Genomic DNA, 22,221 nt, shown 5'->3' on the forward strand with positions numbered 1-22,221 from the left:
ACTTTGCGGATGGGGAGCGACCTGTGGAGGAGGTCGCCGCCGAAGAGGTCCACACACCCGCGCTCGGACAGCCCCACGATGATCCGGATCGCTGACGCGTTCGCCATCCCACGACCCTGGAGATCCGATGGACTTCAACCTGGACGAGACGCAGACAGAGTTGCGCACCCTGGCGGCGGACGTCCTCGGCCGCGCCGCCACCCCTGCCGCCATCGAGGCGCACGAGCGGTCCGGCCTGCCGTACGACTCGGGGCTCTGGAAGACGATGGCCCAGGCGGGACTGCTCGGCGCGTGCCTGCCGGAGGAGGCGGGCGGGGCCGGACTCGGCCCGATCGAGATGGCGGTGATCCTCAGGGAGGTCGGCGCCCGTGTCGCTCCGGTGCCGGTGCTGTCCAGCCTGGTCGCCGCGCTCACGATCAGCCGGTACGGCACGGCCGGCCAGAGAGAGGCCCTCGCGCCCCTGGGCGAGGGGACGGCGGTGCTGGCGGTCGCCCTCCGCGAGCCCGGGGCGGGCCTCGCCGAGCCGCCGGCGACGACGGCCAGGAACGGCCGCGTCACGGGACGCAAGAGCATGGTGTCCCATGCCGCGGTCGCGTCGCGGATCCTCGTGCCCGCCCAGGTCGAGGGGGCCGGTGTCGGGCTGTTCCTGGTCGATCCCGCCACGGTGGCCGTTCAGGACATACCGCTGTCCACCGGCGAGCCCGGCGCGGTGATCGAGATGGACGACGTGCCGGGTGAACCGGTCGGGACGGCGGACGGCCAGGCCTATCAGGCGCTGCGGCTGCACGCCCTCGCGGGGATCACGGCGGCCGCCTCAGGCGTCCTCGCGGGCGCGCTCAAACTCACCACCGACTACATCAGGACGCGCAGGCAGTTCGACCGGTTCCTGGCCGAGTTCCAGGCGGTGACCATGCAGATCGCCGATGTCTATGTCGCGGCGCGGGCGATCGACGTCGCGGTCTGGTCGGGCGCGTGGCGGCTGGCCGAAGGGCTGCCCGCGGAGGAGGACCTGGCGATCGCCGCGTACACCGCGTCGGACGCCGTGGTGAAGGCCCTCTACACCTGCCAGCACCTGCACGGGGGCATGGGCCTGGACGTGACCTATCCCCTCCATCGCTATTTCGCCTGGGGCAAGCACGCCGCCCACCTGCTCGGCGGTGCGGAGGCCCAGCTCGACCTGATCGGAGCCCTGGTCTGATGTTCATCGAACTCACGCGGGAGCAACGCCGGATCCGCGACGAGCTGCGCGAGTACTTCGCGGGCTGCATCACCGCGGAGGACCGCGAGAAGATCTCGGAGGACCCGTTCGGTCCCACGTACATGGAGCACTGCCGGCGGCTCGGCCGGGACGGCAAGCTGGGCCTCGGGTGGCCCAAGGAGTACGGCGGAGGCGGGTACGGCCCGCTGGAGCAGCAGATATTCGCGAACGAGATCGCCCGCGCCGAGGTCCCGTACCCGATCATCACGGTCGGCACGGTCGGCCCGACGCTCATGCAGTACGGCACCGCCGAGCAGAAGGAGTTCTTCCTGCCCCGCATCCTGGCGGGAGAGTGCCATTTCGCGGTCGGCTACAGCGAGCCGGAGGCGGGCACCGACCTCGCCTCCCTGCGGACCACGGCCGTCAGGGACGGCGACCACTATGTGGTCAACGGGCAGAAGGTCTTCACCTCGGGGGCGCACCACGCCCAGTACGTCTGGCTCGCCGCCCGTACCGACCCGGCCGCGAAAAAGCACCGGGGGATCACCATGATGATCGCCGACTGCGCCGATCCCGGCTTCTCGTGGACGCCGATCATCACGATGGACGGCAGGCACCACACGAACGCGACGTACTTCAGCGACGTCCGCGTCCCCGTGAACATGGTGGTCGGCGAGGAGAACAAGGGCTGGGACCTGATCGTCAACCAGCTCAACCACGAGCGGGTGACACTCGGCCCGGCGGGGAACATCGGCCGCACGTATGTCCGGTTCCTCCGCTGGGCGAAGGAGAAGCCCGGCCGCGACGGCAGGCCGCTCTACGAGAATCCGGCGGTACGGCGGGCGATCGCCCAGGTATACGCGTACTTCCGGACCAACGAGCTGCTGAACTGGCAGGTGGCCGCCAACATGGACCTCGGGTGGCTGGGCGCACCCGACGCCTCCGCCACCAAGATCTACTCCTCTGAGCGAATGCAGGACGTCGGCCGCATCGTCGGTGACACCCTGGCCCGGTACGGCGACCCGGGCGACGAGGAGACATGCGATCTGATCGCGCGGGTCGACCGCGGAGTCAAGGGGGCGCTCGTTCTCACGTTCGGCGGCGGGGTCAACGAGGTACAACGGGAGCTGATCGCCATGCTCGGTCTCCAACTCCCCAAGCCCCCCCGGTAGAGCCCCCGGCTCCCCAACCACCCGTAGGGCTCCCGAAGCCCCGTAGAGTCTCGAACTCTCCGGTCCCTCGGGTGAGGGCCGCAGGTCGCGAGCCTGTTCACCGTTCCCGGGCTCTCGGTAGGCGTCCCTAGATTCTCGGGTGCAGTCGGGTAAGGGCCCTACGTCGCGAACCTGTTTGCCGGTTCCCGAAGCCCCCGTAGAGTCCCGAACTCTCGGGGGCCCTCGGGTGAGGGCCACAGCCGCGAGCCCGTTCACCGGTTTGCGGAGCTCCCGGCAGGCGTCCCCGATTCTCGGGGTGCTCGTGTGAGGGCCCCATGCCGAGAACCTGTTCGCCGCTCGACGGCGCTGTCGTTTACCGGTGCGACGAACCTCTCGTATGTGGCGGAGCCGAAGAAGATCGGCCGGTCAGAGGCTGCTGCTCCTCATGCCACCTCGGTGTGCCCGGTCCAGGGGACCTTCCGCTGGCCGCGCACGGGAGCGGTCCCGGGGCGCCGCGTCCGGAGGTCAGCGAGTGTTCCGAGGCCAGAGAGTATCCCGATGCCAGGCGGTGTCAGTGAGCCCGCGGAGAGTCCGGAGGTCAGGCAGCGACGAAGGTCAGGGAGTGACGAAGGTCGGCATCGAGAAGAAGACGATCAGCGCGATCGCCACGCAGATCAGGAAACCGATGATCTCCCAGGCCCAGTCGTAGTGGCGGTCGCGACCCTTGCTCGGCTTCCCCCGCCTGGCGGCTCCGGTGTCGGACGAGGGCGAAGCCGCGTCCTCCGCCTTGACCGTGCCGTCCGTCCTGACCTTGGCTTCCGCCTTGGCCTTCGCCTTGTCCCTGCCCCTGCGCTTGACCTTCGACGGAGAGGTGGGCTTCGCCTCGGGAGTGTTCGGGTCCAGAGTGCTCGCGTCGACCGTGCTCTCTTCGGCCGTGGCCCCCTCGACCGTCTTCATGGCAGCCGTGTTCTCGCCGGCCTCGGGCTTGCCGGCCTTGGCATTGGCCGCTTTCCTGCCCGTGGCCGCACGCCTCTTGGCCCGCTTGCCGACCGAGGCTGTCAAGCCGTCATCGGTCGTCGTCGCGGTCGAGGTCGGTTCGGCGGGTTCGGTGAGTTGGGCCGGTGTGGGCTTCCCCTCCACGGCGCCGCCGACGATGGCAGGCATCGCCTTCGTCGCAGGAGCCGGGGAACCGCTCAGAGCCGGGAGCGCCGAGGCGGCGGTCTCGTCGGCGGGGCGGAACGCGTCGAACTGGACAGTTTCGCCCAGTATTACGGACCTCGTCGGGCCGGAAGCCGGAGGAACAGCCTCGGAGAGCACCGGCTCCTCCCGAGCCGGGAACATCGGCTCGACCTGAGCCCGGAGCCTCGACTCGTCCCGCATCGGGAACGTCGGCTCGGTCTGTGCCCGCAGCCTTGGCTCGTCCCGGCTCGGGAACATGGGCTCGGGCAGAGCGTGCAGCCCCGACCCGGGTCGTTCGGGCAGTGCGGACTCCGTGGGAGCCGGGAGTGCGGCCTGGACCGGCGCGGAGAGCGCCGATTCCGGCCCGGCGGGCGAGGCCGGGGTGGAAGCCGTCGACGGCATGACCTGCCCGTCGTGCTGGGCAGGGGCCGAAGCCGAGCCCCAGGCTGAGCCGGTGGTGCGATCTCCGGCGGGCGCCGAGCCCCAGGCTGAGCTGGTGGTGCGGTCTGCGGCGGACATCGAATCCCAGGCCGAGCCCGACACGGTGGGCGTCGAATCCCAGACCGAGCCCGTGCCGGTATCGGAGGCGCGGCCCGCGGAAAGGGACTCAGGGCTCGAACCCGGAGCGGACGCCGAACCGGAAACCGAACCCCAAGTCGGGCTCGGAGCCAGGGCGGATGCCGATCCGGAATCCGGAGTGGAGCCCGAAGCCGTGTCGGTGCCGGAGGCCCGGGAGGTGTTTGAGGCCGTGGCGGTGTTTGAGGCCGTGGCGGTGTTTGAGGCCGTGGCGGTGTCGGAGGTCGTGGCCGACGCGGCGCGGCGCCTGCGGTCGGTGAACGCCGCCAGGAGCGAGGGCCGCAGCCGGGGCATCGGCTCGGTGGTCGCCTCGTGCTTGGACCTGCGGCCGGGTTTCGGGGGGACCAGGGCCTCGGGGGGCAGTACGCAGGTGTTGGTGACCTGGTTGGGGTCGGTGAGCGGCAGCGGCCAGGCGGGGGTGGTGGGCCACAGCTTCCTCGTCGGCAGCGTCGCCGGGACGGCGGAGGTCTCGCCGACCTCCTCGACGGGCAGGGAGGAGAGGACCCGGGCGCGGACGGCGGCGGCCGGGCGGCGCCAGGGCAGCCGGGCCAGCACGTCCTCGATCGGCGATACGACGATCGCGTCGTAGACCTCGGCGACCCGCACCGGCACGTACGGCGCCGACCTGGCGGCGGTCGTCGCGGTCACGAGAGTCTGGGAGAACCGGCGGCGCGCGCTGAGCGTGAGCTCGGCCGCGGTGTCGGTGGCGACCTCGAACACCCAGGAGAGCTCGCTGGTCGTCAGCCCGCAGACGGCGGACAGGAGGAGGACTTCCCGCTGATGGGGCCGGATGTCGCGGAAGACCCGCTCGATGAGCGCGGTGGCCGGGTCGGCGACGGAGTCGACGGCCGGCAGCGCGTAGCTGACGTCCCGGCGGTAGATCTCACGCCGGGCCAGCGCGTACAGCGCGGCACGGGCGGGGGCGGGATCGGCCGGCACCGCCGTGAAGACGGACACCACCGCGTCGGCGGCGGAGCTGGTCTCGCCGAGCTGGTCGTGGCAGTAGGCGAACAGCCCGGCGGCGTGACGCTCGTAGAGCTCGGCGATCAGCTCACTGCGAGACCGCTGACCGGTGAGCGGTGTTGTCACGGCCGGTTCCCCTGAGGTTGGTGCGAGTGGAGAGAGTGTAGTCAATCATGCCAAGCGGCCATCGGCCACCGCACTATTCCAAGCGCTTTTGATAGACATTTAGTAAGCAATTTAAGAGATCATTCATCCGTTCCATTTCCTCCAGAGATGGGACACGACGGGCGAGATGGCCCGCGTAGGCTGGCTGAGGAGGATCATGTGGCTGAGCAGAGCTCAGGGGAACGGTAGGGGCCTCGGGGTTGTTGACGTGATCGCAAACTCTCGAAGGACGAGGTTCCTGTGATCACATTTGAAGGTGTCACCAAGCGCTACGACGACGGAACGGTCGCCGTGGACGACCTCAGCCTTGAGGCGCCCACAGGGGCGATCACGGTGTTCGTCGGCCCGTCCGGATGCGGCAAGACGACCTCCTTGCGGATGATCAACCGGATGATCGACGCCACGGAAGGCCGGGTCCTCCTCGACGGCCAGGATGTGCGCGAGATCGACCCGCCCACGCTGCGGCGGGGCATCGGATACGTGATCCAGCAGGCGGGGCTCTTCCCGCATCGCAAGATCGTGGACAACGTCGCGACCGTGCCGTACCTGCTCGGCTGGGACAGGAAGCGGGCCCGCGCCCGTGCGATGGAGCTGCTCGAACGGGTCGGCCTGGACGCCGGTCTGGCCCGGCGCTATCCCTTCCAGCTCTCCGGCGGCCAGCAGCAGCGGGTGGGCGTGGCGCGTGCCCTCGCCGCCGACCCGCCCGTGTTGCTCATGGACGAGCCGTTCAGCGCCGTCGATCCGATCGTGCGGGCGAGCCTGCAGGACGAGCTGCTCCGCCTGCAGTCCGACCTGCAGAAGACCATCGTGTTCGTCACGCACGACATCGACGAGGCGATCAAGCTGGGCGACACGGTCGCCGTGCTGCGGGTGGGCGGCCGTCTCGCCCAGATGGCGGGTCCCGCGACGCTGCTGACCGAGCCGGTGGACGACTTCGTCCGCGAGTTCCTCGGCCGCGACCGGGGCATCCGCAGGTTGTCGTTCATCCCGGCCAAGGACGTCAGGCTGGAGGCGGCCCCGGCCGACCTCGTGACGGACGCCGCGGGCCGCCCGCTCGGCTGGCGCGCCGACGGCGGGCTCCTGCCGTACGGGACGTTCAATCCGGAGCGGGACTCGCTGCGCGCCGCGCTGGACGCGGCCCTGCTCGCGGCGAACGGGACGGCCGTCGCTGTCGACGAGGACGGCCGGGTGATCGGCGTGGTCACGCGGGAGGCGCTGGACGAGGTGCTCGGACAGTACGCCGCCCGACATACGAGGCCGCTGCCTGCGACGGGGGAGGACCCGCGTGGGTGACGAACCGCTGGTGCGATGGGACTGGATCTGGCGCAACTGGGACACCGGGCGGCCGGACAGCATCCTCGCGCTGCTGGAGTCGCATGTCGTCATGGCGTTCCTGCCCGTGCTGTTCGGGCTGCTCCTCGCGTTGCCGCTGGGCCTGGCGAGCGCCCGCTGGAGATGGCTCTACCAGCCCACGGTGAGCGTGATGAACGTCGTCTACTCGCTGCCGTCGATCGCGGTCTTCATTGTGATGCTCGCGGTCACCGGCCTCGGGCAGGCGACGGTCATCGTGCCGCTGACGTTCTATTCGCTGGCGATCCTCATCCCGGCCGTGGTGGACGGGCTCACCTCGATCCCCGACCACGTGCGGAAGTCGGCGGTCGCCATGGGCTTCACCCCGCTGCGCCGGCTCGTGCGGGTCGAGCTGCCCCTCGCGGTGCCGGTCGTGCTGGCGGGTCTGAGGGTCGCCACCGTGTCCAGCATCAGCCTGGTGAGCGTGGGCGCGCTCATCGGACAGGGCGGGCTCGGCTACCTGTTCATCGACGGGTGGCAGCGGCAGTTCACCACCCCCATCGTGGTCGGCGTCGTGGCGACCGTCCTCCTCGCGGTGATCGCGGACGGCCTGCTCGTGCTCGCGCAGCGGCTGCTGACCCCGTGGAGGCGCGCGTGAACTGGCTGATCGACTTCTTCTCGAACCCGGCGAACTGGTCGGGCCCGGGCGGCATCCCCGTACGACTGCTGGAACACCTGGAGTTCTCCGTGGTGGCGCTGCTGATGGCGGCGGCCGTCGCGATCCCCCTCGGGCTGTGGGCCGGACACACCGGCCGGGGCTCGCTCGTCGTCGTGGTCAGCGCGAACGCCGCCAGGGCGCTGCCCACCCTCGGCATCCTCGTGCTGGTCGTGCTGATCGTGGGGGTCGGCAGCACATGGCCGGTGCTCATCCCGCTGGTCCTGCTGGCGGTGCCGCCCATCCTGGTCAACACGTACGAGGGTGTGCGGGGCGTGGACCCCGACCTGCGTGACGCGGCGTACGGCATGGGCCTGCGCGGACCGCAGGTGCTCTTCCGGGTGAAGGTCCCGGTCGCGCTGCCGCTGATGCTCCTGGGCCTGCGCCTGGCGGCGATCCAGGTCGTGGCCACGGCCACGGTCGCGGCGTACGTGGGGCTGGGCGGGCTCGGCCGCTTCATCATGGACGGCCTCGCGACCAAGAACTACACGATCACGATCGGCGGCGCCTTCCTCGTCGTCGTGCTCGCCCTGGCGGCGCAGGCCGGGTTCACGTTGCTCTCGCGGGTCGCGGTATCGCCCGGCGTACGGCGCGCCCGGTAATCTATACTTTACCCCCCAAATATGAAGGGAATATCATGAAACGCCTTGTCAGCACGTTCGCGGTCGCCGTGACCGCGGCGCTCGCCTTGACCGCCTGCGGTGGCGGAGGGTCCGACCCCCTCTCCTCCGCCACCGTGTCCGCGGCGCCCGGAGAGGCGAAGAAGGTGGTCGTGGGCTCTTTCAACTTCCCCGAGAGCGTGCTCCTCGCGTCGATCTACGCCCAGGCGCTGCAGGCCAAGGGCGTGACCGTCGAGGAGAAGCCCAACATCGGCAGCCGTGAGATCGTGTACGGCCAGATCAAGAGCGGCGGCCTGACCGTGCTGCCCGAATACGTGGGATCGCTGCTCGCGTTCGTGGACAAGAGCAGCACGGCCAAGACCGAGGACGACATCCTCGCCGGGCTCAAGACGACCCTCCCCGCGGAGCTGGAGGTGCTGCAGCCCGCCGCCGCCGAGGACAACAACTCGCTGACGGTCACCAAGGAGACCGCCGCCAAGCACAACCTGACCACGATCGAGGACCTGGCCAAGGTGTCCAAGGACTTCGTCGTGGGCGGCCCGCCGGAGTTCAAGGACCGCCAGGAGCAGAACTTCAAGGACGTTTACGGCCTGGAGTTCAAGGAGTGGAAGCCCACGGGCGAGACGACCGCCGACGCGATCAAGAGCGGCACCGTCCAGGCGGGCAACGTCTTCACCACCGACCCCAAGATCCTGCTGAACGACCTGGTCTCGCTCCAGGACACCAAGAACGCGTTCGGCGCGGACAACATCGCGCCCCTCGTGTACAAGCCGGGCGTGAACGACACGGTCACCTCCACCCTCGACGCCGTCTCCGCCAAGCTCGACACCGCCACCCTCGTGACGCTGATGAAGCGGGTCTCCGTCGACAAGGACGACCCGCCCGTGGTCGCGAAGGACTGGCTCTCCCAGAACGGCCTGGCCTGACCTGATCGCCCGGCCGATCTCCCCGGCCACCCGGCGGGGGAGATCGGCCGGAGGCATAGGCTCTGACCGCAACGAGCGGACGTGATCACAGGAGAGCGTGGTGGGCGAGTTCGTCGAGGCGATGGGGCAACTGGCCGCCGGGGTTTCGGTGGTCACCGTCCGGGAGGGCAGGGACGACGTGGGGGCCACGGTCTCCACGCTGATGTCCGTGTCGCTCGATCCGCCCCTCGTCCTGGTCAGCATCGCCGCGGCGAGCTACCTGACCGAGATGTTGCTGCGCCGGGACCGCTGGGCCGTCACGCTGCTGGCCGACGGCCAGCAGGCCATCGCGTCGCGGTTCGCCACGCCGGGCCGTCCGAGCGCGCGGCTGCTGCTCGCCGGCGCCCCGCACCATCGCGGGCCGTACAGCGAGGCGCTGGTCGTGGACGGCGGCGTGGCCGCGCTGGAGGCGGAGACCACACAGGTCGTCCCGGCCGGCGACCACACGCTGTTCATCGCGTCCGTGCTGGCGGTCGACTACATCCACACCGCGAGGAGCCCGCTCGTACGGCTGCGCGCGCGTTATCGGCCGGTGTCCTGATCCGGCGCACGCCCGTGCCGGGCCAAGGGGCGGTGTCGTGGCCGGGGCTCGCTTCCCCCGAGGGCGCCGAGGGACGGCGTGTGCACGCGGAGACGCGGCGGACGGGTGTCCCTCGCGGCGGATGTGACGCCCCGAGAGGAGGGCGCACCCGGCGTCGCCCTGACCTGCCCGTTTAGTGATGAATGCCACGTTGGTCCTGGTCGCTGTGGCATGATCGAGCGTCGATCGACGACACGCTTTTCAATGGATGGTGCCACGGTGACGACTGCCACTCCTCCGGTCATCGTTGGCCGTTATCGGCTGATCCGTCCCCTTGGTCAGGGTGGGATGGGAACGGTCTGGGAGGGGCACGACACCGTGCTCGACCGGCCGATCGCGGTCAAGGAGGTCATCCTCCCGCCCGGCGTCGGCGACGAGCAGCGGGCCGAGCTGATCGAGCGCGCCACACGCGAGGCGCGCACGGCCGCGCGCCTCAACCACCGCGGCATCATCGCCATCTACGACGCCGTCCAGCACGACGGCCGCCCGTGGATCGTCATGGAGCTCGTCCCGTCGCGGTCGCTGGACGACACCGTCACCGAGGACGGCCCCCTGCCCGCCGCCCGGGTCGCCGAGATCGGGCGCGAGGTGCTCTCCGCGCTCACCTGCGCCCACGCGGCCGGCGTCATCCACCGCGACGTCAAGCCCGCCAACATCCTGGTCGGACGGGACGGCCGGATCGTCCTCACCGACTTCGGCATCGCCACCTTCGAGGAGGACGCGTCGCTCACCCGGACCGGGATGGTCACCGGATCGCCGAGCTTCATCGCTCCGGAACGGGTCACCGGCGCGCAGGCCGGGCCCGCGTCGGACCTCTGGTCGCTCGGCGCCACGCTGTACGCGCTGCTGACCGGTAGGTCGCCCTTCCACCGGGACAGCGGGATGGCGGTGCTCGCGGCCCTCATCAGCAACGAGCAGGCCGACCTCGGCCAGGTGCCGCCCGAGATCCGCCCCGTCCTCGCCGGGCTGCTGGTCAAGGACCCGGCGCACCGCATCGGGCCGGACGAGGCGGACCGGATGCTGGCCGCGGTCGCGAACCCGGGCGCACCCGGCGCTCCCATGCCCGCCGGGCCCATGGGCGGCCCGGCGCCGGGCGCACACCCGGCCGGCGGGTTCACCCCGTACGGCGGCGGACCTGGCGACCGCCTCTCCGGCGGCTCCATGTCCGGGATGCCTCTGCCGGGTGGTCCCGTACCCGGGGGGCCGATGCCGGGCGACCGCCTTTCCGGCCGCTCCGTCTCCGGGCTGCCCATGCCGGGAGGCCCCGGCCCCGGTGGCCCCATGCCGGGCGGGTACGGAGCGCACGGCGGCGTGCCGGGCGATCGTTTCTCCGGCGGCTCGGCGCCGAGACTCCCCCTGCCGGGCGGTCCCCGGCCGGGCAACTCCGCACCGGGGCTTCCCCTGCCGGGAGGCTCCGCGCCCGGTGGTCCCGTCCCCGGTGGGGCGCCGATGGGGCGCGACGGGGGCTGGCAGGGCGCCGCACACCAGCAGCGACCGCACCCGGGACCGGGGCCGCACCCGATGGGGGGACCGGCGCGGCCGCCGTCGCACGGGGACACCTCGCCGGGCCGTACGGCGCTGCTGGTCGTGGCGATCATGCTCGTGGGCGCGGTGGTCCTGGCGGGCGGCTGGTGGCTGCTGCTGTCGGACTCGGACGACCCGGGCACGACGGCCAGGGACGGCCGTTCCAGCACGAGTACGTCGGCCAAGTCCAGGTCGCTCGCTCTCGCTTCCTTCACCGGCCCGGAGGGGTGGTCGCTGAGCGTTCCCAAAGCGTGGCAGAACGACCACACCGAGAACGTCCAGTTCTGGTCGGACGCCAAGCGGAACGTGGTCCTCAGCGTCCAGGCCGACAGCGGGGACGGGGACCCCGGGGGCATCCTCCGGAAGCTGGAGATGGCGCTGAAGGGGGAGGCCGCGAAGAAGTACCGCCGGCTCAATCTCGAGACCAGGTCACTGAAGGCCGGACAGGCCGCGGACCTGGAGTTCACCGCCTTCACGGCCACCCCTTCCGGAGAGGCCGTCGAGGTGAAGGGGGACTACCGGTCCGTGATACGGGTGATCACCACGCCCGGCGCGGTCTACCACCTCCAGTGGCAGGTACGCACGAAGTACTGGGACCACTACGAGCCCACGATGCAGGCCGTCTTCAAGTCGTTCACCGCCCCCGCCTGAGCGGGCGCGTCCCACTCGACGTCGCCCGCGGCGCCACACCCGCGTCCGCATGCCTACGTCGGCGTACTCGCGTCGGCGTGCCCGCGTCGGCGTCCGGCGGCATCGACGACGGCCCGGCAGGCGCTCGCGGGCGACCATCCGGATCGTCCTCGGGCGTGGCACCACCCCAAGGGCCCGGGACGGCGGCGCGGGGCCGGGCTGCGACCGGGTGCCTCGCCGTCCTCGGCCACGCCGACGTCCGGTGCGGGGGCCGGGTTCCGACCCGCGCGGCTGCCTCCATCCGCCGTGATCGGGCGGAGATCGCCCCTGATGCGGACGCCCGGCTTTCCCGGCGCATCCAGGGATCACCGCCGGGCGCGAAGGGATCCGGTCGGCGAAATCCGCGTACGAGCCGATCGGACGCCGCCGTCGGACGCCGCCGTCGGACGCCGCCGTCGGGCGGCGGCGTGAACGCGTAGGCGGCCCAAGGACAAGTACAGGTGTGGGATTCCGATCATGCGCCGCCGTACTGCCATGGATCCGGTGGCGGGCCGCCGTCCCGCCGCGGTCGCGTGGTGAGGGAACTCGCGTTGTGGTCCGGTCCCGGCGCGGTCCGGGCGGAGCGGTCACGACGCCGCTCCACTGCCCGCCGCGTCGCCGGCGACCGTCCGGTCTGATTCCGTGAGGTGGAAGTGCGCGTTTTCCTCGCCGTGGTGAGCAAGGTCACGGCTCCGACAGGACTCCTCGACCAGGTGATCCGCCACGCGGAGAGCCTGGTCGACCAGTTCTTCCCGGTGCCGCCGGACACCGTCGCCGCCGTGCGGCGGCGATTTCCGGGGGCCGTGTTGCTCGGTTGGGGGAACGAGGGAGAGAGCGGCACACGTCCGCCCCTGATCATGGAGACGGATGCCCGGGCGATCGGCGTCACCGGAACCCTGCTCGACTGGAGCACGGCGCGCGACCTCCTCGACGCGTCGCCGATGGGCGACGCCGCCCACCGGGCGCGAGGATGTTTCGCGGCGCTTCGGGTCGGGCCGGGGGAGATGACGGCCGTCACCGACATGACGCGGGCGTGCGGGATCTTCCATGCCGAGACCCCGGAACTGCACGTCGTGGGGACCCGAGCGCTGCTCGTCCACCTGATCGCGCGCGGCGGCCGGCCCGTCAGGTGGGATGTGCCGGCCCTCCAGTCGATGGCGCGGCAGGGCTACTTCCTGTCCGACGAGACGCCCTTCGAGGGGGTGCGCGCGCTGCCGCCGGCGACGACGCTGGAGATCCGCGACGGGATCCGGACGGTGACCTCGGCCCCGTTGCCCGGATCGGGACCTGCTCCGGCGTCCCGCCGGGCCGGTCGGGGCGCGATCGAGGAACTCGCCGAAGCGCTGCTGCAAACGGTCCGGCCGCTCACCGATCAGGTGAATCTCGCGCTCACCGGGGGACGGGACAGCCGGCTCATGGCGGCCCTGCTCCACGCGGCCGAGGTTCCGTTCAGGGTGACGACCAACGGTCTGGACGACCACCCGGATGTGGTGATCGCGCGGCAGATCGCCGCGAAACTCGGGGTCGAGCACACGGTGATCCCGCCGAAGCGCACCGAGCAACGGGACGCGGTCCTCGTGGAGCACCCGCTCCGCCGCACCTTCGAGGTACTGCGCACGTGTGAAGGCATGACCTCCGCGTACGAGAGCATCGTCGAGTACCTGCCGTACAGCTCCAGGCTGACCATGTCGGGGCAGAGCGGTGAGATCCTGCGCGGCGGGTTCCTGTACAGCCAGGGCAACCCCGACCCCAAGGCGATGCGACGCAGGGTGGACGCCTTCTTCCTGAAGGACGAGCGCCTCTTCACCGAGGAGGCCAACGCGCACGCCCGGGACCTCGCCGCGCCCTGGCAGGAGCGGGCCGCGGCCGACCCCGCGCGGGTCCTCGACCACATGTACGTCACCTACCGGGTCGGCAGGTGGCACGCGGCGGCACGCGCGGGGTCCCTGCGGAGGGGCGACGCCGTGCAGCCGTTCCTCGACAACCGGGTGGTGGCAGCAGCGCTCGCGCTCGACCCGATGTGGCGCCGCTCGGAGGAGGTCGTCCACGAGCTGATCGGCATGTTCGCCCCACGACTGCGGCGGATACCGATCGAGGGCGCCGATTGGAGGTTCAGGGCCGAGCGCGAGCCGTCACGGTGGGAGTCCCTGCGCGGCCGGCGGCGGCCGCCCGCCCCGGTGGTGGAGAAGGGCGCGGTGGCGAAGAAGGGCGCGGCCGGCTGGAACTGGCGGACCAGCCCCGGCGAGCGGCTGACGGCGGTACTGCGCGAGGGCGTGCTGGACCGCGACGTCCTCTGGGACATCGTCAGGAAGGACGCCGTCGAGGAGCTGTTCGCCGCGCCCACGGTCAAGCAGCCCGCCCTCGCCTGGAACCTCTACACGGTCGGCGCGATGTTGTCCGGGCTGTATCCCGGCAACGCACCGGACGACCTGGACCCCGTCGAGGTGCTCATTCCCCGGGGCTGAGGCCGGGAGGGATACGCCGCCGGCCCGAGCCGACGCCGTGGCCCCGGCGGCGCCGGAACCCGTACCGGCAAGCGGGCCGGGGAAACCGGCCCCGGCCCGGACACGTCAGCGGATCGACCACCAGCCGGGGAGGACGAGCGGGCCGTACGCGGGGAGCCCGAGCTCGGCGGCGACGCGGGCCAGCGGCCCCCACGCCTCCAGGCGCATCCTCGCCGGGGCGGCCGACCGGTCCTCGCTCGACTCCGGCGGGCGCAGCCGCTCAAGGGGGTGCATGCGTGGATATGTCCTGACAGGGGCGTCCACGGGGAGGCCGGCCTTCTTCCTGGCCAGGGCGAGCGCGTCCTCCAGGCCGCCCAGCTCGTCCACCAGACGGCGGTCCAGGGCGTCGGCCCCGGTCCAGACGCGGCCCTTGGCCAGCTCGTGCGCCCGGTCCCGGTCCAGCCCGCGTCCCTGCGCCACCTTGCCCACGAAGTCGTCATAGATGCGATCGAGCCAGGCGTTCACCCGGTCCCACTGGGCGCCGGAGAACTCGCGGGTGGGCGAGAACATGCCCGCGTTGGCACCTTCGGCCACCGTCTCCGTCACCACGCCGATCTTGCCGAGCAGTTCGCCGACGACCGGCTTGCCGCCGAACACGCCGATCGAGCCGGTGAGCGTTCCGGGCTGGGCCACGATCACGTCCGCGGCCATCGACACGAAGTACCCGCCGGACGCGGCGAGGTCGCCCATCGACACGATCACCGGTTTGCCCGCCTTGCGGGCCAGCACCACCTCGCGCCAGATGGCGTCGGAGGCGACGTACGACCCGCCGGGGCTGTCCACGCGGAACACGATCGCCTTGACCTTGTCGTCCTTGCGGGCCGAGCGCAGCGCGGCGCAGATCGTGTCGGAACCCATGGAGGACCCGCCGCCGAGCGGCGAGCGGCCGCTGCGGCCCAGGCGGATCGCACCGAGGCCGTGGACCAGCGCGACGACGTGCTCGCCGGGGTGCGGGAGCTTCCTGGGCAGCGGGCTGCGCGCGTACCGGGTGACGTAGAGCAGGTGGGCGTCCCCGACCGTCTCGGCGTACACCTCGTCCCGATACTTCAGGGCGTCGACGAGACCCGCTTCGAGCGCCTCGGGTCCGACGAACGGGCCCTGGTCGATCAGCTCGCGGACCCGTTCCGGGGTGAGGGAGCGCGCGTCGGCGACGCCGTTCACGATCTGCTCGGTCACCGACTCGGCGATCCGGGTCACCGACTCGCGGTGCGCGTCGGTCATGTGGTTCTGCGTGTACATGTTGGCCGCGGTCTTGTACTCGTGCCGCTGGCCGAGCTGGTACTCCACGCCGGCCTTGGCCAACGCGTCGCGGACGAACCGCTGCTCCAGCGAGATGCCGGTGAGCCCCAGGTCGCCGGACGGCTGCAGATAGACCCGCTCGCACGCGCTCGCCAGGTAGTACGGCACGGTGCCGGCGGAGAACTCCCCGAAGGTCTCGCCGAAGGCGACGGTCAGCTTGCCGGCGGCGCGGAGGTGGAGGAGGGCGGCCCGCAGCTCCTGCACCATGCCCAACCCGAGCGGCTGCCCGCCGATCTTGACGATGACCGCGTGGACCCGGGGGTCCCGCCGGGCCCGCTTGAGCCCGGAGAGCACGTCGGCGAGCCGCGCCTTCCGCATGGACAGGATCGCGCTCAGCGGATCGATCGGCGGCCCCTCCGTGAGGCCCTCCGTCAGGTCGAGCTCCAGGACCAGTGGCGCCGTGCGGCGCTGCCGCAGCCGGTCGACCGTGTCGATGATCGCTTTCGTCGCGTCCATAGTGCCACCATAAGTGACAGTTCTGGACGTCTGGCGGGATGTTGTCGCGGTCCTTCGGGTTTGCTCACCCCGCCTCCTCGGTACGGCGCAGCCAGACGGTCGCCAGCGGCGGGACGCGCAGCCGCGCCGAGCAGGGGAGCCCGTGGTGCGGCTCCTCGACCGCCTCGATCGCGCCCATGTTGCCGACGCCGCTCCCTGCGTAGTCGTACGCGTCGGTGTTGACGACCTCCTCCCACCTGCCGGGCGTGGGCAGGCCGAGGCGGTAGTCCTCGTGCGGGGCGCCGGAGAAGTTGGCGACGCAGGCCAGCGCCGAGCCCGACCCGTCGTAGCGCAGGAAGGAGAACACGTTCCCCTGGGCGTCGTCGGCGTCGATCCACCGGAACCCGTCGGGGGCGTCGTCCAGCGCGTACAGGGCGGGTGTGTCGCGATAGATCCGGTTGAGGTCGCGCACCAGCCGCCGCACCCCCTGGTGGAAGTCGAAGTCGAGCACCCACCAGTCCAGCCCCTTGGACTCCGACCACTCCGACCCCTGGCCGAACTCGCCGCCCATGAACAGGAGCTGCTTGCCCGGATGCGCCCACATGAAGCCGTACAGCGCGCGGAGGTTGGCGAAGCGCTGCCACTCGTCGCCGGGCATCTTCCCGAGCAGCGACCCCTTCAGATGGACCACCTCGTCGTGCGACAGCGGCAGCACGAAGTTCTCCGAAAACGCGTACATCAGGGAGAACGTCATCTGATGGTGGTGGTACTGCCGGAAGATCGGCTCGTGCGCGAGATAGGCGAGCGTGTCGTGCATCCAGCCCATGTTCCACTTGAAGCCGAAGCCGAGCCCGCCCAGGTGGACCGGGCGCGACACCCCCGGCCAGGCGGTCGACTCCTCGGCGATCGTCATGATGCCCGGGACCTCGCGATAGCAGACCGAGTTCATCTCCTTGAGGAACTCGATCGCGTCCAGGTTCTCGCGGCCGCCGTAGACGTTCGGCGTCCACTCGCCTTCGCGCCGTGAGTAGTCGAGATACAACATCGAGGCCACGGCGTCCACCCGCAGCCCGTCCACGTGGAACTCCTTCAGCCAGTAGACCGCGTTGGCCACCAGGAAGTTGCGCACCTCGTTCCGCCCGAAGTCGAACACGTAGGTGCCCCAGTCGGGGTGCTCGCCGCGGCGCGGGTCCGCGTGCTCGTACAGCGGGGTGCCGTCGAACCGCGCCAGCGCCCACTCGTCCGTCGGGAAGTGCGCGGGCACCCAGTCGACGATCACGCCGATGCCCGCGCGGTGCAGCTCGTCCACCAGATGACGGAAGTCGTCCGGCGTGCCGAAGCGCGACGTGGGCGCGTAATAGGAGGTGACCTGGTATCCCCACGACCCGCCGAACGGGTGCTCGGCCACCGGCATGAACTCCACGTGCGTGAAGCCCATCTCCTTGACGTACGCCACCAGCTCGGAGGCGAGGTCGCGATAGGAGAGCCCCGGCCGCCACGAGCCGAGATGCACCTCGTAGACGCTCATCGGCCCGGTCACCGCCGTCTGCCCGGCCCGCTCGGCCAGCCACGCCTCGTCACGCCACTCGTAGTCGGACCTCTCGACGATCGACGCGGTCGCCGGCGGCACCTCGGTGCGGCGGGCCATCGGGTCGGCCTTCTCCCGCCACACCCCGTCCACCCCGAGGATCGCGAACTTGTAGCGGGTGCCCGGCCCGACCTCGGGGATGAACAGCTCCCACACGCCCGACCGGCCGAGCGAGCGCATGGGGTGGCCGGCGCCGTCCCAGTGGTTGAAGTCGCCGATCACCCGGACGCCCAGCGCGTTCGGCGCCCATACGGCGAAGGCGGTCCCGTCGGTGTCCTCGTGGCGCAGCACGCGCGCCCCGAGCACCTCCCACAGCCGCTCGTGCCGTCCTTCGCCGATCAGGTGCAGGTCCACCTCGCCGAGCGTCGGCCAGTGCCGGTACGGGTCCCCCGTCTCGTACGGCGGCGCCCCCGGATAGGTGATCCGCAGCCGGTAGTCGGGGATCTTGTCCAGGCCCGGGACGGTCACCTCGAACACTCCCGAGGCGACGTGGCGCATCTCGTACGCCCGGCCGTCCACGAGGGCCTCGACCTTCTCGGCGAGAGGTCGCAGCGTCCGGATCGTGACGCCGTCACGCTCGAGATGCGCGCCGAGGATGGAGTGCGGGTCGTGATGAGCGCCGCCGGCCAACCGATCGAGATCCATTCCCTAACCCTGCCCCACACCGCGCCGAACACCCATCCCCCCGCATGAAAGATCCGTGTTCTCGGTCTCATCGTCACGTGAGCGCGGAAGACAGGACCCGGCGCATCGGCGACGCTGCGTGTTCACCCGAACGGCTCGCGTGATTGCCAATCGGATCCGCGAGCGGGATCGGTAGCCAGGTGGGGCGGTTGCGCCTTTTCCGAGTTCCTGGAATCCGGATGATCGCGTGATCCGGCCGGATAATCTGATCACCATACGTAGTCAATTGAATGTAAATCGTGGCGGAAAGGGTGTCGTTTCGCGTCCCGCCGAGGAGGGGGAGCGGCCCGTCGCCGAGGGGGTGGAGCGGGATCGGGGCGGTAGTATTTCCGGTCCCACCTCCAGTAGGGTCACTGGCGTGACGAGGAAGCTGTCCATCTCCGTGCCCGACGAGGTCGCCGAGGCGATCCAGGAGCTGGTCGACGCCAAGAAGGCCGATTCCGTGTCCGCGTTCCTCACCACGGCGGCGATCAAGGAGATCGACCGGGCGGCCATGTCCCGAGTCGTCATCGACGCCGCGCTCGAACGGGCCAGGGAGAAGGATCCGGAGAGGTTCGAACGCTCCCGGCGCAAGGTCGCCGAGTGGTTCGGGCAGGCCGAAGGTGCTTAGCGGGCTGTCCGGGCTGGTGCTCGACCACACCGCGGTGCTCGCGCTGGCCGACGACAACCCGGACATGGTTCACGTCGTCGACCAGGCGTACCGCACGTCCACGTCCCTGCTGGTGCCCACGACGTCACTGGCCACGGCCTTGCTCGACGTCCAGGAGATCCACGAGCTGAACAACATCCTCACCATGCTCGACCGGATCATGGTCCTGTACGACGAGCTCTCCACCCGCCGGGCCTACAACGTCCACGTCCGGATGTACGGCGAGGACGTGGTCAAGCCGGAGCACCGGCTCTCGCTGGGGCACGCCGCCGTATGCGCGACGGAACGGAACTGGCCCGTGCTCACCGCGGACGACACGTCCTGGGGGTTCGCCGGACGAGAGATCTCCCTGCTCATCGTGGAGATCTGAACGCGGCGAGCGGGATCGGGAGCCAGGTGGGGCGGTTGCGCGCCTCGTAGACCACCTCGTAGACCGCCTTGGACAGTTCGAGCGCGCGCAGCAGCACCGCGTCGTCGGCGTTGATCCGGCCGCCGCCCTCCGAATATCCGTCGAGGAACGCCGCCCGGTTGCGTGCCGACCACTCGTCGGCCCGGTCCGTCAGCGTCGCGGCCTCGGGGTGCCCGGCGAGCAGGTGGCGGGCCGCGTAGTCGAACGAGCGGAGCATCCCCGCCACGTCCCGCAGCGGCGAGTCCAGCCCGCGCCGCTCCTCGAGGGGCTGGCCCGGCTCGCCCTCGAAGTCGAGGACGACCCAGTCGCTCGGCGTCCGCATCACCTGGCCCAGGTGGTAGTCACCGTGGACGCGCTGCACGCTGATCGTCCGCCCCAGGTCGGCGAGCCTGTCGTAGGCGGCGTGCGCGACCGACGCGTGCGGGGCGAGCCGGGGCACCTCGGCCACCGCCTCGTCCAGCCGCCGGCGGAGCCGCTCGGCCATCCGCTTCACCTCGGGCGGCTCGATCACGCCGGTCGGGAACGCGGTCGCCAGCTCCCGGTGCACCTCCGCCGTGGCGACGCCCAGCCGGAACGCCTCGGCCGCGAAGTCGCCCCCCGCGTCCTCGGCGGGTACGTCCGGCGCGGAGCCGTACAGGTCGCGGACGCTGGTCAGGGCCATCGCCCAGCCCTCGTTCGCGTTGGCGAGGAACTCCTGCATGATCGCGAGCGTGGTCGCCCGGTCGTCCAGCTCCGTCTCGATCCACCCGTACGGCCGGGCGATGTGCGTGGAGCCGGCCGCCGCGAGCGCGCTGACCACCTCCAGCTCGGGGTTGACCCCCGAGGTGATCTGGCGGAACAGCTTGAGGATGTACCGGTCGCCGTAGACGAGCGACGTGTTCGACTGCTCCACGGTCAGCACCAGGCTCCGCAGCGACGTGTCGATCTCGACGCCGGGAGAGCGGTGGAAGGAGAGCCCCTCTTCGCAACGGGAGGACTCCATCGCCTCCAGCAGGATCCGGGTCAGCTCCGCGTCGTGCGCCGCGTCGTAGGCCGTGAACTCCCGGCCGTCCCGGTCCCACGGCCCGATCAGCACGTGTTTCAGCCGGTCGGGCAGGCTCGACCGCAGGCCGACGAGGAGCTGGTAGCGGGTCGCGCGCTCGCCCTGCCGTACGGACAGGATGAGGTGCAGCAGGCCCGGGTCGCCCGTCGCGACATCGGTGCGGTGCTCGATGGACAGGTTGTCGATCGCGCGCCCCTTGCCGGCGAACCACCGCTGTCCGGTGATCCAGCCGGCGAGGAGCTCCTGGAGCGAAGTCGTCATGCCTCCTTGGTGCCGACCGCGTCCTTCTCGGCCGCGTCGGGGGGTACGGGAAGGGTGAACCAGTAGAACCCATGCCCAGGAAGCGTCAGAAGATACGGAAGTTCGCCGACTGGTGGGAACGGGACGCCGCCCATGCACTCCACCGGCGTGGATCCCTCGAACCTGCGCAGGTCCAGCTCGACCGGCTGCGGGAACCTGGACAGGTTGTTGACGCAGAGCACCCGGTCGCCGCCCAGCTCCCTGATGAACGCGAGGACGCTCGGGTTGGACGAGTTCAGCTCGGTGAACTCGCCGAGGCCGAACACCGGGTGGCGCTTGCGGATCTCGATCATGCGCTTGGTGAAGTGCAGCAGCGAGCTCGGGCTCTTCTGCTGCGCCTCGACGTTGATCGCCTGGTAGCCGTAGATCGGGTCCATGATCAGCGGCAGGTAGAGGCGGCCGGGGTCGCAGCTGGAGAAGCCGGCGTTGCGGTCGGGCGTCCACTGCATGGGCGTGCGGACGCCGTCCCGGTCGCCCAGCCAGATGTTGTCGCCCATGCCGATCTCGTCGCCGTAGTACAGCACGGGCGAGCCGGGCAGGCTGAGCAGCAGCGCGGTGAACAGCTCGATCTGGTTCCTGTCGTTGTCGAGCAGCGGCGCGAGCCGGCGGCGGATGCCCACGTTGGCGCGCATCCGCGGGTCCTTGGCGTACTCGGAGTACATGTAGTCGCGCTCTTCGTCGGTGACCATCTCGAGCGTGAGCTCGTCGTGGTTGCGCAGGAAGATGCCCCACTGGCAGTTCTCCGGGATCTTCGGCGTCTGCGCGAGGATCTCGGAGATGGGATAGCGCGACTCCCGCCTGACCGCCATGAAGATGCGCGGCATCAGCGGGAAGTGGAACGCCATGTGGCACTCGTCGCCGCCGGTCACCGGGTCGCCGAAATACTCCACCACGTCCGCCGGCCACTGGTTCGCCTCCGCGAGCAGCACCCGGTCCGGATAGAGCCGGTCCACCTCGGCCCGGACCCGCTTGAGGTACGCGTGGGTCTGCGGCAGGTTCTCGCAGTTGGTCCCGTCCTGCTCGAAGAGGTACGGGATCGCGTCCATGCGGAAGCCGTCGATGCCGAGGTCGAGCCAGAAGCGCAGCACCTCCAGCATCGCGTCCTGCACGGCCGGGTTCTCGTAGTTGAGGTCCGGCTGGTGGTGGAAGAACCGGTGCCAGTAGTACTGCCCGCGCGCCGGGTCGTACGTCCAGTTGGACGACTCGGTGTCCACGAAGATGATCCGGGCGTCCTTGTACCGTTCGTCGCTGTCGTGCCAGACGTAGAAGTCGCCGAACGGCCCCTCGGGGTCGTGCCGCGACGCCTGGAACCACGGGTGCTGGTCGCTGGTGTGGTTCATGACCAGGTCGGCGATGACGCGGATGCCGCGCTTGTGCGCCTCGTCGACGAGCCGGATGAAGTCCCCGAGGTCGCCGAAGTCGGGGAGGATCTTCATGAAGTCGGCGATGTCGTACCCGCCGTCGCGCAGCGGCGACTCGTACAGCGGCAGCAGCCAGAGGCAGTCCACCCCGAGCCACTGCAGGTAGTCGAGCTTCTCGATCAGGCCGCGGATGTCGCCCGTGCCGTCCCCGTTGGAGTCGGCGAATCCGCGGATCAGCACCTCGTAGAACACCGCCCGCTTGTACCAGTACTGGTCGCGGGGCTTCTCGGGGGAGAAGGTGTTCGGAATCGGCTCGCCCGGGACGGGCACCGAGTCGGCGGTCTGCTCCGCCGGC

General features: G+C 70.7%; 16 protein-coding genes. 11 read left to right on the forward strand and 5 right to left on the reverse strand.

Going from position 1 to position 22,221, the window contains the following annotated elements:
• The first annotated feature begins 127 nt into the window (after positions 1 to 127).
• Together AWQ70_RS01955 and AWQ70_RS01960 are read left to right on the forward strand one after the other, a co-directional pair.
• Complete coding sequence (locus AWQ70_RS01955; RefSeq protein WP_067169279.1) at positions 128 to 1,198, forward strand: acyl-CoA dehydrogenase family protein; 1,071 nt, start codon at positions 128 to 130, stop codon at positions 1,196 to 1,198.
• Positions 1,198 to 2,370, forward strand: a complete 1,173-nt coding sequence (locus AWQ70_RS01960; RefSeq protein ID WP_067169282.1) for an acyl-CoA dehydrogenase family protein — start codon at positions 1,198 to 1,200, stop codon at positions 2,368 to 2,370. Before AWQ70_RS01955 ends, AWQ70_RS01960 begins: the two co-directional genes overlap by 1 nt.
• 594 nt (positions 2,371 to 2,964) lie before the next feature.
• On the opposite strand, the gene AWQ70_RS01965 is transcribed toward AWQ70_RS01960, so the two are convergent.
• Positions 2,965 to 5,193 carry a hypothetical protein gene (locus tag AWQ70_RS01965; protein WP_067169285.1) on the reverse strand — a complete coding sequence of 743 codons (2,229 nt, stop codon included), beginning with the start codon at positions 5,191 to 5,193 and terminating at the stop codon, positions 2,965 to 2,967.
• A 279-nt stretch (positions 5,194 to 5,472) separates the two neighbouring features.
• On the opposite strand from AWQ70_RS01965, the gene AWQ70_RS01970 reads away from it, so the two are divergent.
• The 7 genes from AWQ70_RS01970 to AWQ70_RS02000 all read left to right on the forward strand — a co-directional run bounded on the left by AWQ70_RS01970 (position 5,473) and on the right by AWQ70_RS02000 (position 14,060).
• Positions 5,473 to 6,525 carry an ABC transporter ATP-binding protein gene (locus tag AWQ70_RS01970; RefSeq protein ID WP_067169287.1) on the forward strand — a complete coding sequence of 351 codons (1,053 nt, stop codon included), beginning with the start codon at positions 5,473 to 5,475 and terminating at the stop codon, positions 6,523 to 6,525.
• Complete coding sequence (locus tag AWQ70_RS40975; RefSeq protein WP_067169289.1) at positions 6,518 to 7,180, forward strand: ABC transporter permease; 663 nt, start codon at positions 6,518 to 6,520, stop codon at positions 7,178 to 7,180. The genes AWQ70_RS01970 and AWQ70_RS40975 overlap by 8 nt, the downstream gene beginning before the upstream one ends.
• Entirely contained in the window at positions 7,177 to 7,839 is a 663-nt protein-coding gene (locus AWQ70_RS40980) for an ABC transporter permease (RefSeq protein WP_245646648.1), read from the forward strand. Before AWQ70_RS40975 ends, AWQ70_RS40980 begins: the two co-directional genes overlap by 4 nt.
• A 35-nt stretch (positions 7,840 to 7,874) precedes the next feature.
• Complete coding sequence (locus tag AWQ70_RS01985; RefSeq protein WP_067169295.1) at positions 7,875 to 8,783, forward strand: ABC transporter substrate-binding protein; 909 nt, start codon at positions 7,875 to 7,877, stop codon at positions 8,781 to 8,783.
• Positions 8,784 to 8,883: 100 nt separating this feature from the next.
• Complete coding sequence (locus AWQ70_RS01990; protein ID WP_245646650.1) at positions 8,884 to 9,363, forward strand: flavin reductase family protein; 480 nt, start codon at positions 8,884 to 8,886, stop codon at positions 9,361 to 9,363.
• Between the two features lie 243 nt (positions 9,364 to 9,606).
• Positions 9,607 to 11,577, forward strand: coding sequence for a serine/threonine-protein kinase (locus AWQ70_RS41885; protein WP_281196817.1), 1,971 nt, complete (start codon positions 9,607 to 9,609; stop codon positions 11,575 to 11,577).
• 665 nt (positions 11,578 to 12,242) lie between these two features.
• Positions 12,243 to 14,060 (forward strand): asparagine synthase-related protein, encoded by a 1,818-nt coding sequence (locus AWQ70_RS02000; RefSeq protein ID WP_245646652.1) that lies wholly within the window; start codon positions 12,243 to 12,245, stop codon positions 14,058 to 14,060.
• Positions 14,061 to 14,165: 105 nt separating this feature from the next.
• On the opposite strand, the gene sppA is transcribed toward AWQ70_RS02000, so the two are convergent.
• Positions 14,166 to 15,854 carry a signal peptide peptidase SppA gene (gene sppA / locus AWQ70_RS02005; protein ID WP_067169303.1) on the reverse strand — a complete coding sequence of 563 codons (1,689 nt, stop codon included), beginning with the start codon at positions 15,852 to 15,854 and terminating at the stop codon, positions 14,166 to 14,168.
• A gap of 64 nt (positions 15,855 to 15,918) precedes the next feature.
• Positions 15,919 to 18,066 (reverse strand): 1,4-alpha-glucan branching protein GlgB, encoded by a 2,148-nt coding sequence (gene glgB, locus AWQ70_RS02010; RefSeq protein ID WP_067169306.1) that lies wholly within the window; start codon positions 18,064 to 18,066, stop codon positions 15,919 to 15,921.
• A gap of 397 nt (positions 18,067 to 18,463) precedes the next feature.
• Between glgB and AWQ70_RS02015 the strand changes: the two genes are divergently transcribed.
• Together AWQ70_RS02015 and AWQ70_RS02020 are read left to right on the forward strand one after the other, a co-directional pair.
• On the forward strand, positions 18,464 to 18,715 hold the full coding sequence (locus AWQ70_RS02015) for a ribbon-helix-helix protein, CopG family (protein ID WP_157529844.1): 252 nt from the start codon (positions 18,464 to 18,466) through the stop codon (positions 18,713 to 18,715).
• Entirely contained in the window at positions 18,708 to 19,124 is a 417-nt protein-coding gene (locus AWQ70_RS02020; protein ID WP_157529845.1) for a PIN domain-containing protein, read from the forward strand. The genes AWQ70_RS02015 and AWQ70_RS02020 overlap by 8 nt, the downstream gene beginning before the upstream one ends.
• Here the strand turns inward: AWQ70_RS02020 and AWQ70_RS02025 are convergent.
• On the reverse strand, positions 19,108 to 20,466 hold the full coding sequence (locus tag AWQ70_RS02025; protein ID WP_067169314.1) for a maltokinase N-terminal cap-like domain-containing protein: 1,359 nt from the start codon (positions 20,464 to 20,466) through the stop codon (positions 19,108 to 19,110). The genes AWQ70_RS02020 and AWQ70_RS02025 overlap by 17 nt on opposite strands.
• Positions 20,463 to 22,196 carry a maltose alpha-D-glucosyltransferase gene (gene treS, locus AWQ70_RS02030; RefSeq protein ID WP_067169317.1) on the reverse strand — a complete coding sequence of 578 codons (1,734 nt, stop codon included), beginning with the start codon at positions 22,194 to 22,196 and terminating at the stop codon, positions 20,463 to 20,465. The genes AWQ70_RS02025 and treS overlap by 4 nt, the downstream gene beginning before the upstream one ends.
• Positions 22,197 to 22,221: the final 25 nt, after the last annotated feature.

The organism is Microtetraspora niveoalba (assembly GCF_001570405.1).
Classification (GTDB): Bacteria; Actinomycetota; Actinomycetes; order Streptosporangiales; family Streptosporangiaceae; genus Microtetraspora; species Microtetraspora niveoalba.